This window comes from Leifsonia sp. fls2-241-R2A-40a, from assembly GCF_030209575.1.
GTDB lineage: Bacteria > Actinomycetota > Actinomycetes > Actinomycetales > Microbacteriaceae > Leifsonia.
Genome location: NZ_JARVRS010000001.1, coordinates 1,273,202 through 1,285,292 on the forward strand (window position 1 = coordinate 1,273,202; position 12,091 = coordinate 1,285,292).

Annotated in this window: 13 protein-coding genes; 9 read left to right on the forward strand and 4 right to left on the reverse strand. The window is 71.1% G+C overall.

Translation table 11 applies throughout. The annotated features are described in order from the left end of the window. Positions 1–2: 2 nt before the first annotated feature. The 7 genes from QRN40_RS06355 (at position 3) to QRN40_RS06385 (ending at position 6,564) form a co-directional block, all read left to right on the forward strand. Positions 3–1,616 (forward strand): PTS mannitol transporter subunit IIBC, encoded by a 1,614-nt coding sequence (locus QRN40_RS06355; RefSeq protein WP_285114687.1) that lies wholly within the window; start codon positions 3–5, stop codon positions 1,614–1,616. After that, on the forward strand, positions 1,613–2,050 hold the full coding sequence (locus QRN40_RS06360; RefSeq protein WP_285114688.1) for a PTS mannitol transporter subunit IIA: 438 nt from the start codon (positions 1,613–1,615) through the stop codon (positions 2,048–2,050). The genes QRN40_RS06355 and QRN40_RS06360 overlap by 4 nt, the downstream gene beginning before the upstream one ends. After that, positions 2,047–3,219 carry a mannitol-1-phosphate 5-dehydrogenase gene (locus tag QRN40_RS06365; RefSeq protein ID WP_285114689.1) on the forward strand — a complete coding sequence of 391 codons (1,173 nt, stop codon included), beginning with the start codon at positions 2,047–2,049 and terminating at the stop codon, positions 3,217–3,219. The genes QRN40_RS06360 and QRN40_RS06365 overlap by 4 nt, the downstream gene beginning before the upstream one ends. 134 nt (positions 3,220–3,353) lie before the next feature. Next, on the forward strand, positions 3,354–4,508 hold the full coding sequence (locus QRN40_RS06370) for a type III polyketide synthase (RefSeq protein WP_285114690.1): 1,155 nt from the start codon (positions 3,354–3,356) through the stop codon (positions 4,506–4,508). After that, positions 4,505–5,032, forward strand: a complete 528-nt coding sequence (locus QRN40_RS06375) for an isoprenylcysteine carboxyl methyltransferase family protein (protein ID WP_285114691.1) — start codon at positions 4,505–4,507, stop codon at positions 5,030–5,032. The genes QRN40_RS06370 and QRN40_RS06375 overlap by 4 nt, the downstream gene beginning before the upstream one ends. Further along, entirely contained in the window at positions 5,029–6,069 is a 1,041-nt protein-coding gene (locus QRN40_RS06380) for an NAD(P)/FAD-dependent oxidoreductase (protein WP_285114692.1), read from the forward strand. The genes QRN40_RS06375 and QRN40_RS06380 overlap by 4 nt, the downstream gene beginning before the upstream one ends. 168 nt (positions 6,070–6,237) lie before the next feature. Continuing rightward, positions 6,238–6,564, forward strand: a complete 327-nt coding sequence (locus QRN40_RS06385) for a ParB family protein (protein ID WP_285114693.1) — start codon at positions 6,238–6,240, stop codon at positions 6,562–6,564. 120 nt (positions 6,565–6,684) lie between these two features. Here the strand turns inward: QRN40_RS06385 and QRN40_RS06390 are convergent, their stop codons facing one another. The 3 genes from QRN40_RS06390 to QRN40_RS06400 form a co-directional block, all read right to left on the reverse strand. After that, complete coding sequence (locus tag QRN40_RS06390; protein WP_285114694.1) at positions 6,685–8,277, reverse strand: chaplin family protein; 1,593 nt, start codon at positions 8,275–8,277, stop codon at positions 6,685–6,687. 89 nt (positions 8,278–8,366) lie between these two features. Then, positions 8,367–9,329: a hypothetical protein gene (locus tag QRN40_RS06395; RefSeq protein ID WP_285114695.1), complete on the reverse strand. Its 963-nt coding sequence runs from the start codon at positions 9,327–9,329 to the stop codon at positions 8,367–8,369. Between the two features lie 51 nt (positions 9,330–9,380). Further along, positions 9,381–10,583, reverse strand: coding sequence for an MFS transporter (locus tag QRN40_RS06400; RefSeq protein WP_285114696.1), 1,203 nt, complete (start codon positions 10,581–10,583; stop codon positions 9,381–9,383). 128 nt (positions 10,584–10,711) lie between these two features. Here QRN40_RS06400 and QRN40_RS06405 point away from each other — a divergent pair, with 128 nt between their 5' ends. Then, positions 10,712–11,164: a MarR family winged helix-turn-helix transcriptional regulator gene (locus QRN40_RS06405; protein WP_285114697.1), complete on the forward strand. Its 453-nt coding sequence runs from the start codon at positions 10,712–10,714 to the stop codon at positions 11,162–11,164. Positions 11,165–11,176: 12 nt separating this feature from the next. Here QRN40_RS06405 and QRN40_RS06410 read toward each other — a convergent pair whose 3' ends face one another. Further along, positions 11,177–11,680, reverse strand: coding sequence for a hypothetical protein (locus tag QRN40_RS06410; RefSeq protein WP_285114698.1), 504 nt, complete (start codon positions 11,678–11,680; stop codon positions 11,177–11,179). A 46-nt stretch (positions 11,681–11,726) separates the two neighbouring features. Between QRN40_RS06410 and QRN40_RS06415 the strand changes: the two genes are divergently transcribed. Further along, the gene (locus tag QRN40_RS06415; protein WP_285114699.1) at positions 11,727–12,089 is read left to right on the forward strand and encodes a nuclear transport factor 2 family protein; all 363 of its coding nucleotides are present in this window, start codon (positions 11,727–11,729) and stop codon (positions 12,087–12,089) included. Positions 12,090–12,091 lie beyond the last annotated feature (2 nt).

Sequence of the window (12,091 nt, forward strand, 5' to 3'; positions counted from 1 at the left end):
CAATGACGACGGCGACAGCGACGACGCCGAAGAAGCCGAGCAGCGCGCGTGTCCACGTGCAGCGGTTCGGCACCTTCCTCTCGAACATGGTCATGCCGAACATCCCCGCGTTCATCGCGTGGGGCTTCATCACGGCCCTCTTCATCGCAACCGGATGGCTGCAGAACACGGGATGGGCGATCAGCCCCATCCTCGGCGGCTTCGGCGACCAGGCCAAGATCGGCTGGAGCGGCGCGGCAACCGTGCTCGCCCAGGACCCGAGCGGCCACACCTTCCAGCAGTACGTGGGCCTCGTCGGCCCGATGATCACGTACCTGCTCCCCCTGCTCATCGCGAACACCGGTGGCCGCATGGTCTACGGCGTCCGCGGCGGCGTGGTCGGCAGCATCGCGACAATGGGTGTCATCGTCGGATCGAACATCCCGATGTTCATCGGCGCGATGATCATGGGCCCGCTCGGCGCGTGGGTCATGAAGCAGGTCGACCGGCTCTGGGAGGGGAAGATCAGAGCCGGCTTCGAGATGCTGGTCAACAACTTCTCGGCCGGCATCGTCGGCATGCTGTTGTCGATCGGCGCGTTCTTCGGGATCGCCCCGCTCGTCGAGTGGCTGAGCTCCATCTTGAGCAACGCGGTGAACTGGCTCGTCTCGGCGCACCTGCTGCCGTTCGCGAGCATTCTCATCGAGCCGGGCAAGGTCCTCTTCCTCAACAACGCGATCAACCACGGCGTGCTCACCCCGCTCGGCATCGAGCAGGCGCAGCAGCAGGGCAAGTCCATCCTGTTCCTGCTGGAGGCCAACCCCGGCCCCGGCTTCGGCATCCTGATCGCCTACTCGATCTTCGGTCTCGGCATCGCCAAGGCGAGCGCCCCGGGCGCCGCCCTGATCCAGTTCGTCGGCGGCATCCACGAGATCTACTTCCCGTACGTGCTCATGAAGCCGATGATCGTCATCGCGGCGATCCTGGGCGGCATGACCGGCATCGCGATCAACGTGACCTTCAACTCGGGTCTGCGCGCTCCGGCCTCCCCCGGATCGATCATCGCCGTGCTGGTCCAATCGCCGGCCAGCAGCATCGTGGGCGTCACGCTCTCGGTGATCGGTGCGGCGACCGTGTCCTTCATCGTGGCGTCGATCATCCTGCGGGCCAGCCGCAAGCGCGACCTGGCCGCGGGCAACGCCGGCGACCTGTCCGCCGCCGTCGCCCAGACCGAGGCGAACAAGGGCAAGGAGTCCTCGATCCTCGAGGGCCTGGTCCAGGAGGGCGAGCACGACACCGGCGACGCAGAGGGCGATGCCACGAAGCGACTGGTGCAGAACATCGTCTTCGCGTGCGACGCTGGGATGGGTTCGAGCGCGATGGGCGCGTCCGTGCTGCGCAACAAGATCAAGAAGGCCGGCGTCGAGGGTGTGACGGTGACCAACCAGGCCATCAGCAACCTCGACGGCACCGCCGACCTGGTCATCACGCAGCGCGAGCTGACCGACCGCGCGAAGGGCCAGTCGCCGAACTCGGTCCACGTGTCCGTCGACAACTTCATGAACAGCCCCAAGTACGACGAGGTCGTCGATCTCGTCGCCAACCAGCAGAAGGCAACGGAGGACGTCACGAAATGACCGACACGATTCTCGACCGGGCGAACGTGGTGGCCGCGGGCTCCGCGACGACACGTGAGGACGCGATCCGGGAGGCCGGTGCGCTGCTCGTGCAGGCGGGCGCCGTCGAACCGGGTTACGTCGACTCGATGCAGGACCGCGAGAACACCGTCTCCACCTTCATGGGGAACGGCCTCGCCATCCCGCACGGCACCAACGAGTCCAAGGACGAGATCAAGCGGTCCGCGCTCTCCTTCATCCGCTACTCCTCGCCGCTCGACTGGGGCGGCGAGGAGGTGCGGTTCGTCGTCGGCATCGCGGGCCAGAACAACGAGCACCTGGAGATCCTCTCGAAGATCGCCATCCTCTTCTCGGAGGAGGACGACGTGCAGAAGCTCATCGATGCTCCGGATGCGGATGCGCTCTACGCGCTGCTGGGAGATGTGAACGAGTGAAGGCCGTCCACTTCGGTGCGGGCAACATCGGACGCGGCTTCGTGGGGCTCCTGCTCCACGAAGCCGGGTACGAGGTCGTCTTCGCAGACGTCAACGCGGAGCTGATCGATGCCCTCGCCGCTGCCGACTCCTACGACGTGCACCTCGTGGGCGAGGAGTCGACGACGAAGACCGTCACCGGCTTCCGCGCGATCAACAGCGCGACCGACGAGGACGCGCTGGTCGCCGAGATCGCGACGGCCGACGTCGTCACGACGGCGGTCGGTCCGCGCATCCTCCGCTTCGTCGCTCCGGTCATCGCCCGGGGACTGGAGGCGCGCGCCGACGACGCTCCGCGTCTCGCCGTGATGGCGTGCGAGAACGCCATCGGGGCGTCCGACCTGCTGGCGGCGGAGCTCATGGACGGCCTCCCGGACGACGACACGCGCGAGCTGATCGCGAGCCGTGCGGTGTTCGCCAACACCGCCGTCGACCGCATCGTCCCCGCTCAGGCGCCGGACGCGGGCGTGGATGTGACGGTCGAGACGTTCTACGAGTGGGTCGTGGACCGCACGCCGTTCGGCGGACACGAGCCGCGCATCCCCGGAGCGCACTTCGTCGATTCGCTGGGGCCGTACATCGAGCGCAAGCTGTTCACGGTCAACACGGGTCATGCGACGGTCGCGTACACCGGCTTCCTCCAGGGTGCGACGACGATCAGCGAGGCCATCGCGATTCCCGCCGTGCGCCAGGCCGCGGAGGCGGCGCTGCGCGAGACGTCGGCCGCGCTGTCCGCCAAGCACGGACTGGCGGAGGAGGAGCTCGCCGCGTACCGAGAGAAGATCCTCGGCCGGTTCGCCAACCCCTACCTGGTCGACGAGGTCACCCGCGTCGGCCGCGAGCCCATCCGCAAGCTCGGGCGCAACGACCGCTTCATCGGCCCCGCCTCCGACTACGCGCAGTACGTGGGAGGCATCCCGTCTGCGCTCATCGAGGCGGTCGGCGCCGCCCTGCGATTCGACGTTCCCGAGGACAGCCAGAGCGTCGAGCTCCAGCGCCTGCTCGACGAGGCGGATGCCGCCGCGATCGTCGAAGAGGTCATGGGCGTGGGCCCGGCCGAACCGCTCCACACCCCGCTCGTCTCCGCAGTCGCCGCCGCCCAGCAGGACAGCCGCGGCCGGACCCGCTGACCCGCAGCCCGCCAGCACAGGAAAAACGCGCCGGATTCCCCCGATTCGGCGCGTTTTTCCTGTGCTCGCGGGCTGGGGCTGGGTGTTCGCCGACCGCCGGTCCCTCGGGGTCGGGCCGGTGGTACGTTTCGCTTGTGAGCCGAATCGTCTCGGTGGCCCCGGTGCTCCCCGCCCGCAGCTACAGCCAGGGGGAGATCACCGCCGCGCTGCTGGCGATGATCACGTCGGACCCCGCCCGGCAGCAGGTCATGCGCCGCATCCACGCCTCCTCCGGTGTGCAGACGCGCAGCCTCGTGATGCCACTGGAGCGCTACAGCTCGCTGGGCTCGTTCCAGGAGTCGAACGACTTCTTCATCGCCGAGGGCACCTCCCTTGCCGAGCGTGCCGTGACCGCCGCGCTGTCGTCCGCGGGGCTCGCGCCGGCGGACGTCGACTTCCTCCTGTTCACCTCGGTGACCGGGATCGCCGCGCCGTCCATCGACGCGGAGCTGGTCTCGCGGCTGGGTCTGCGCCCGGATGTGAAGCGCCTCCCGAGCTTCGGGCTCGGCTGCGTCGCGGGCGCCGCCGGCATCGCGCGCGTCAACGACTACCTGGCCGGCCATCCCGACGAGGTCGCCATCCTGCTGTCGGTGGAGCTCTGCTCGCTGACCGTGCAGGCGAGCGACGACTCCATGGCCAACATCGTGGCGAGCGGGCTCTTCGGAGACGGTGCCGCCGCGGTCGTCATGGTCGGCGAACGTCGGGCCGAGAAGCTCGGCCTCGCCGGGCCGGAGGTCGTCGACACCCGCAGCCGCATCTACCCCGACACGGCGGATGTGATCGGCTGGGACATCGGCGGCACGGGCTTCCGCATCGTGCTCAGCGCCGGAGTCCCCGAAGTCATCGAGCGGAACTTCGCGGGCGACGCCCGCGGCATCCTGGCCGCCCATGATCTGGAGGTGTCCGACGTCGGCGCCTGGGCCGCGCATCCCGGCGGCCCCAAGGTGCTGGAGGCATTCTCAGAAGCGCTCGACCTGCCCGACGGCGCTCTGGACGCCAGCTGGCGGTCGCTCGCCAACGTCGGCAACCTGTCGTCCGCAGCGGTGCTCCACGTGCTGGCGGAACAGCTGGATGTGCACCCCGCCGGAACGATCGGCCTCCTCTTCGCGCTCGGCCCCGGGGTGACGAGCGAACTGGTGCTGCTGCGCTGGGCCGACGGGGTCTCACGGCCGGCATCCGCGGTCGAGTCCGCTGTCGAGCCGGCGACGGATGTGCTGCCCGCGGCGGCCATGATAGAACCGGTTCCGTGATCTGGTACACCGTGCTCGTGCTCGCAACCGGAGCAGAGCGCATCGCCGAGCTGGTGGTCTCGACGCGCAACGCCAAGTGGTCGTTCGCGCGGGGAGGCGTGGAGTTCGGCAAGGGGCACTTCCCTCCGATGGTGGCGCTCCACACGGGCCTCCTCCTCGCCTGCCTCGCGGAGGTCTGGTTCGCCGACCGGCCGTTCCTGCCCTGGCTGGGCTGGCCCATGCTCGCTCTGGTGTTCGCGAGCCAGGCCCTGCGCTGGTGGTGCATCACCACGCTCGGCCACCGCTGGAACACCCGGGTGATCGTCGTGCGCGACCTGCCGCTCGTGACCGGCGGCCCGTACCGCTGGTTCACCCACCCGAACTACGTCGCCGTGGTCGTCGAGGGCTTCGCCCTGCCGCTGGTGCACACGGCGTGGATCACGGCCATCGCGTTCACGGTGCTCAACGCGTGGCTGCTCGCCGTCCGCATCCGGTGCGAGAACCGGGCCCTCGCAACGGTCTTCCCGGTGTCGGCGAGCGCATGAACCCGCAGGTCATCGTCGTCGGCGGGGGCCCCATCGGTCTCGCGTGCGCGATCGAGGCCCGGGTGGACGGGATGGAGGTCCTCCTCGTCGAGCCGCGGGTCGGGCCGATCGACAAGGCGTGCGGCGAGGGCCTGATGCCCGGGGCTCTGGCCGCCCTGCACCGGATCGGCGTCGACCCGGCGGGCCGGCGCCTCGACGGCATCGCCTACATCGACTCCGCGTCCCGGGTCGAGCATCGCTTCGCCGAGCGGCCCGGACGCGGCGTCCGCCGCACGGTCCTGCACCAGGCCCTCGCCGAGCGCGCGGCCGAGTTGGGCGCCCAGCGCATCCACGCCAAGGTCACCGGACTGCAGCAGACCGCGGGCGGAGTCGAGCTGGAGCTCAGCGACGGCCAGAGCATCCGCGCTCCGTGGGTGATCGGCGCGGACGGCCTGCACTCCCCCGTGCGCAGGATGCTCGGCCTCGAGGGCCGGGCACAACCGGGCACCCGCCGCCGCTTCGGGCTGCGGAGGCACTTCGCCGTGGAGCCCTGGACGTCGCTGGTCGAGGTGCACTGGTCCCCTGGCGCAGAGGCGTACGTGACACCCGTCGACGAGAAGATGGTCGGCGTCGCGGTTCTCGGATCGCGTCCGCTGGACATCGCCGAGGTCGTCGAGGGCATCCCCGAGCTCGCGCAGCGCCTGAGCGGCGCAGAGCCGATGAGCGAACCGCGCGGAGCCGGCCCGCTCCTCCAGCGGGCACGTTCGCGGGCGTCGGGCCGGGTGCTGCTGGTCGGCGACGCCTCGGGCTACGTCGACGCGCTCACCGGCGAGGGGATGCGCGTGGGCTTCGCGCAGGCACGGGCCGCGGTCGCCGCGGTGCGCGCCGGGAGCACCGAGCAGTACGAACGGGCCTGGCGCACCACCACGCGCGACTTCCGCCTGCTCACCTCGGCCCTCGTGGTCGCCGCCCGGTCGCGTTATCGTCCGCGGATCGTCCCGACAGCGGCGCGACGCCCGGAACTGTTCGGGTCGATCGTGGAGCGCCTCTCGCACTGACCGGCGGGTGCGACGCGGGTGGCGCGCCGGGGCGGCTGTCTGCCACGGCTTTGCATGCATTTCCGGGCTTTTATGCCTGCTTTGCCCTGTGGATAGATGGCCCATCGGCGGGTAGACCGAATAGTATCTGAAATAGAAATCGTTATCCGGTATGCCGAAAGGTGGAACATGAACCGATCCGCACCCGATCCTTCGAGTGAGCACGACGACGGCGCGACGTCCGCAGAACTGCGCGTGAGCCCCGGTGCGGTCGCTCAGCCGAAGCGGACGAAGAAACGCACGACCGTGACCTTCTACGTCTCCGACGCCATGCGCAACCGGGCGCGTGCCGCCTACCGGCAGACCTCGTTCGCCGAGCGGGACACCAGCTGGTCCGAGATGCTCAACAAGGCGCTTCTGGCCGAGGTCGAACGCCGCGAGGTGGAGCACAACGCCGGCCAGGTGTACGTCGGAACCGATGAGCCGCTGACCCCCGGACGGCCGATCGGGTACTAGCCGATCGGCCGTCCGATCCCGGCACGACGAGTTCCCGGCACGACGAGTTCCCGGCACACCGGCGGCTGGGAGCCGGCGTGCCGGGAAGTCAGCATCCGCGATCAGCGGATGCGGATCCGATCAGCGGGCGTGGTGGCGTCGCCCCCGGTTCGCCGAGACGAACGCGAACATGACTCCGAGCAGCGCCAGCAGCGCGCCCAGGGCGCCGAGTCCGAGCTCGTCGGAGCCGGTGGAGGCAAGGACCGACGCGCCGGAGGCCGAGGCCTCAGCCGAACCGGCGGCCAGGGCCGCCGAGCCGGAACCGGTGGCGAGCATCGCGGTGCCGGCGAGCGCCGGGGTCACCACTGCACCCGCGTCGGGGCCGCTCGCGATCGGGGTGCTCGGGTCAGCCGGAGTTCCCGGGGTGCCCGGGTCAGCGGGCGTTCCCGGGTCAGCCGGAGTTCCCGGGTCAGACGGCGTTGCCGGAATGGTCGGGTTCGACGTCGCGCTGTCCCCGACGACGCTGATGGCATTGCCACCGATCGTGACGGGAACCTCGGCACCGATCGGCAGGTCGATCCCGCCGGCCAGGCCGCCGCCGTTGCTCGATCCGCCGGGAGTGGAACCACCGGCAGTCGTGCCACCCGTGGCCGGAGCGCTCACGCTCGACCCGGTGGTGTCCGCGTCACCGACAACGGAGATCGCGTTCCCCCCGGCGGTCACCGGAAGCGCCGCATCCACCGGCACCTGGACACCCGACAGCAGGCCGCCGTCGGACGCCGGGCCGGAGCCCGAACCGGACGTGGCCGAGCTCCCGTCACCTGCGGCCGGAGCCGCCGTCGAGGACCCCGTCGAGGTCGCATCTCCGAGAACCGCGACCGCGTTACCGCCCGCCGTCACCGGAACGGCAGCGCTCACCGGAGCCTGGACACCCGAGAGCAGCCCTCCGTCAGGATCGGAACCCGAACCCGCCGTGGCCGTGCTGCCCGCTCCGGAAGCCGGAGCGGACGTCGACGAACCCGTCGACGTGGCGTCGCCGAGGACCGAGACGGCGTTGCCGCCGGCGGTCACCGGGACGGCCGCGTCGATCGGAGCCTGCAGGTCGGACAGCACTCCGCCGTCCGAGCCCGCGGAACCCGACGAGGTCGCGGTCGCCGTCGAGCCGGATCCTCCGGCTGCGGTCGCCGTGGACCCCGTCGAGGTCGCGTCGCCGATAACCGAGACGGCGTTCCCGCCCGCGGTCACCGGCACATCCGCTGCCACAGGGGCCTGGATGCCGGAGGCCACGCCGTCAGAACCCGACGAGGTCGCCGTCGCACCCGAGTCCGGCGCAGGAGCGGCGGAAGTGGGAGCAGCGGAAGCGTCCGAGCCGGAGCTGTTCGCATCGCCGAGCACGCTGACCGCGTTCCCGGCGACCGTCACCGGCACGCTCGCATCCAAGACCGCCTGGTCGCCGGTGAGCACACCGCCGATCGAGTCGGGCGCGATCGTGGCCGACGGAGCCGGGGCGGCGGGCGCCGTCGCGGTCGAACCCGCGCTGGACGAGTCGCCGACGACCGAGATTCCGTTGCCGGCGACCGAAACGGGGACGGAGATGCCGATGACGGCCTGGTCGCCTGTGGCGACGCCGTCACCGCCGGAGGACTCGGCCGCGTTCGCCGCGGCCGTTCCGGCGAGCCAGAGGCCGCCGACGCAGAGGGTGAACATCAGCCCTCTGGAAACGTACTTGTTCATGGATCTGCCTTTCGAATGAGTGTGGTCGCCCGGGCATGGGGATGCCGGGCAGTGGTCGCGTGCCGCCTCACAGGGCGGCTGCGACCCACTCAGTCGGGGCTGATGTCGTGGTCGGCGACGGGACCCGCGGGAACGTTGTCGTCCGCGGCCGGGCCAGTGATCCCGCCCAGGAGGACGGCGGGCAGGGCGTATCCGTCGACGGTGGCTCCCGCGCCGGGCACAGCTCCGCCCGGTCCGCCGGCACCGCCGGCCGAGCCGGTCGAGCCGCCCGCGGGTAGACCTCCGCCCAGGGGGCCGTCGGCGGGCAGACCGCCGGGCGCGCCTCCGCCGGGCGTGGCGGGAGTCCCGGCCACCCCGGCGGAGAAGGACGCCGCACGGGCCTGGGCCGAGAAGCCGTCAGCGCGGGACGACTGCACGAGGGGCACCGAGACGACCGGGCCGACGAGCGCAGCACCCCACGGGGCCGCAACGGTCGGAACGTGGGTGCCGACGCCCGGGAGCGCCGGGAGTCCGGACCCGGGAGTCGTCACCGGCGGTTCTCCCGCCGCCGGTGCCACCGGGGCGACGGAAGCATCGACCGCATCCACGACATCCGAGATCGCCTGGTCGACCGTTCCGGTGACCGGCTGCGTCACAGCCGCAACGGGTGCGGGCGGGAGGATGTCGCTGACGACGGGGACGTCGGCGACCACCTGGTCGACGACGGTGGCCACAGGATCGACAACGGACGAGACCGGCGCCTGGTCGGCGACCGCGTCCGCCGCGTCCGCCACGGGAGCGACGACGGCGGAGACGACCTCCTCCACCGGGGCGGGAACAGCCGGAGCGACGGCCGAGGTGACCGAGCCGACGGTGTCGCCCACCACGCCGGTGGCGCTCGAGACGAGAGCGGCGACCGGGCCGGTCGGCGGCGGCGCCTCGGCCGCGGAGGCCGGCGATCCGCCCATCAGGAAACCGAGGACGGTCAGTCCGGCGCCGGCGCCGAAGGATCCGATCAGCACGCGCGCAGGGGTGATGCGGTGACGGTGCACCGTTTCGGTGACATCCGGCATACGATCACCCCCTGACCGTTCGAGACGAGAGTGAATGTACCCCCTCGTCTACTAGACCGGAAGGGTCGCCTCCGACGAGTCCGCGCCGGCGTGTGCGCGGGCCGAACGGGCGCGCCGCGCCGCTCCGGCAGCGAAAGCGACCACAATCAGGGCGCCGACGGTCATGGCGGCGCCCACCCAGAGGGGCGAGGCGTAGCCGAGCCCGGCCGCGATGGTCACCCCGCCGAGCCACGCGCCGATCGCGTTGCCGAGGTTGAACGCCGCGATGTTCGCACCCGACGCGAGCGTGGGCGCCTGCGATGCGAACGAGAGCACGCGCAGCTGCAGCGCGGGCACGGTGGCGAATCCGAACGCACCCATGAGCACGAGGGCGATCACCGCTGCGACCGGCATCCCGGCCACCAGCGCGAACGTCGCGAGCACCACGGCGAGCGCGGCGAGCAGCCAGAGGAGCGTCCTGTCGATCGAGCGGTCCGCGAGGCGCCCGCCGACCCAGTTGCCGGCGAACAGTCCCAGGCCGAAGAGGATGAGCAGCCACGGCACGGCTGCGGAGGGGAAGCCGGAGACCCCGGTCAGCGTGTACGCGATGTACGTGAACGCACCGAACATCCCGCCGAAGCCCAGAAGTGTGGCGGCGAGCGACAGCCACACCTGCCCGGAGCGGAACGCGGAGAGCTCGCCGCGCAGTCCGCCGCCGGCCCGGCCGCCCGCGCCCGCGGGCACGAGCACGGCGACGCCGATCAGCGCGATCACACCGATCACGGTGATCGCCCAGAAGGTCGACCGCCAGCCGAACGCCTGACCGAGCAGCGTACCGAACGGCACACCGAGCACATTCGCGGCCGTCAGCCCGGTGAACATCACCGCGATGGCGCGCGCCTGCTTCTCGGGTGCCACCAGCCCGGCGGCGACGACGGACCCGATTCCGAAGAACGCTCCGTGGCACAGGGCGGCGATCACCCGGCCGGTCAGCATCACTCCGTAGTCCGGCGCGATCGCCGAGAGGAGGTTGCCGGCGATGAACAGCACCATGAGCCCGAGCAGCGCCGCCTTGCGCGGAACGCGGGTGGCCGCGGCGGTCAGGCCGAGCGCTCCGACGACCACCGCGAGCGCGTAGCCGGAGATCAGCCAGCCCGCGGTCGCTTCGTCGACGTGGAAGTCGGCCGCGACCTCGGGGAGCAGGCCGGCGATCACGAACTCGGTCAGGCCGATGCCGAACCCTCCGAGGGCGAGGGCGATCAGGCCAGCGGGCATGGTGACTCCTTCGGGAGGCCGGGATGCGGAGATGCTGCGCTACTCTGTTAGTTGCAGGCGCGCTATAAATAGTTGCACGCGCAACTATTTCGCGCAAGCCCGCGATCACCGGGAGAGAGGTTCCGAGCATGGGCATCGCAGACGACGCCGTCGAGGTCCGCGCGCACGGCTGGCGCACCCTCGCCGCCCTGCACGGATTCATCGAGGCGGTTCTCGAGCGCGACCTCACCAGCGCCGTGCAGCTGTCCGTCGTCGAGTACACGGTGCTCGACGCTCTCGGCCGCCAGGACGGCTGGCACATGCGGATGCAGCAGCTCGCCCGCGCGAGCGCCCTCAGCCCCAGCGCCACGACGCGCCTCGTCAACCGCCTCGAGGAGCGCGACCTGCTCACCCGGGTGCTCTGCGCCGACGACCGCCGCGGCATCTACACCGAACTCACGACCGAGGGCCACCGCCTACTCGACGCCGCGCGCCCCGTCCACGATGCCGCCCTCGCGCGCGCCCTCGACGAGGCCCGCACCGTGCCCGAGCTCGCCTCCCTGGTGGATGCGCTCCCCCAGCTCAGCGCACAGCCGGCCTGACCGGCCGTCGGGTCAGCGCAGCACTTCGACGAGCGCGACCCACGAGAACAGCACCGTCGTCACGATCGCGAGGAGCGTTCCCGCGCCGACGAAGACCAGCCCGAGGGACGACCCGGGCACCCCGATGAGCAGCACCCCGCCGATCGCGTAGACCGCGGGCGGCACCGCGAACATCGCGATGCGTTCGGCCGAGAACCGCGCGTATCCGGTGCTCACCGCATCCCGATGCACCGTCAGCGCCGACCGCGCGACGACGACAGCGCACAGCGCCGTCCCGATCAGCACCTGGATGCCGTACACCCACGTGACCTGGCCCGGGATGAGCGCCGCGCAGCACAACGCGACACCGAGGATGAGGGCGGCAATGGACGCTCCCGCCCGCGCCGCGAGGCCACGCGACTCGGCGATCTTCTGGATGTTGACCGACAGCGCGACGATGAGCAGACCGCCGAGGGCCGCGCCCGCGCCCGCCACCGCGACGTTGAAGTCGGACCAGGCTGCGAAGGGCTCCCCCATGGCGCCAGCGTAGCGGTGCGTCGCGCGCAGGGCGTATAACGGGTGAATGGCCGACGCGCTGACGAACTGGATCGACCTCTACCGACGCGCATGGGAGAGCAACGACCCCGACGACATCCGGGCGCTCTTCACGGAGGACGCGAGCTACCGCACCGAGCCGTTCGCCGAGCCGTGGGACGGGCACGTCGAGATCGTCGAGGGCTGGCTCGACGCCCAGGACGAGCCCGGGGCCGCGACCTTCGAGTGGCGGCTGCTCGGCCAGGACGGGCCGGTGTCCTTCGTCGAAGGGGTCACCGACTACCGTGACGGGCCCATCTACAGCAACCTGTGGATCGTCCGCCTCGCCGACGACGGCCGTGCCGAGGAGTTCACCGAGTGGTGGATGGAGCAGGAACCCGACCAGGAGTAGCG

Bases quoted from the DNA above. Each gene is read 5' to 3' on its own strand.
- QRN40_RS06410 (WP_285114698.1), bottom strand. From the start codon at position 11,680: ATGGGGGAGCCCTTCGCAGCCTGGTCCGACTTCAACGTCGCGGTGGCG.
- QRN40_RS06360 (WP_285114688.1), top strand. From the start codon at position 1,613: ATGACCGACACGATTCTCGACCGGGCGAACGTGGTGGCCGCGGGCTCC.
- QRN40_RS06355 (WP_285114687.1), top strand. From the start codon at position 3: ATGACGACGGCGACAGCGACGACGCCGAAGAAGCCGAGCAGCGCGCGT.
- QRN40_RS06380 (WP_285114692.1), top strand. From the start codon at position 5,029: ATGAACCCGCAGGTCATCGTCGTCGGCGGGGGCCCCATCGGTCTCGCG.
- QRN40_RS06405 (WP_285114697.1), top strand. From the start codon at position 10,712: ATGGGCATCGCAGACGACGCCGTCGAGGTCCGCGCGCACGGCTGGCGC.
- QRN40_RS06385 (WP_285114693.1), top strand. From the start codon at position 6,238: ATGAACCGATCCGCACCCGATCCTTCGAGTGAGCACGACGACGGCGCG.
- QRN40_RS06415 (WP_285114699.1), top strand. From the start codon at position 11,727: ATGGCCGACGCGCTGACGAACTGGATCGACCTCTACCGACGCGCATGG.
- QRN40_RS06395 (WP_285114695.1), bottom strand. From the start codon at position 9,329: ATGCCGGATGTCACCGAAACGGTGCACCGTCACCGCATCACCCCTGCG.
- QRN40_RS06390 (WP_285114694.1), bottom strand. From the start codon at position 8,277: ATGAACAAGTACGTTTCCAGAGGGCTGATGTTCACCCTCTGCGTCGGC.
- QRN40_RS06400 (WP_285114696.1), bottom strand. From the start codon at position 10,583: ATGCCCGCTGGCCTGATCGCCCTCGCCCTCGGAGGGTTCGGCATCGGC.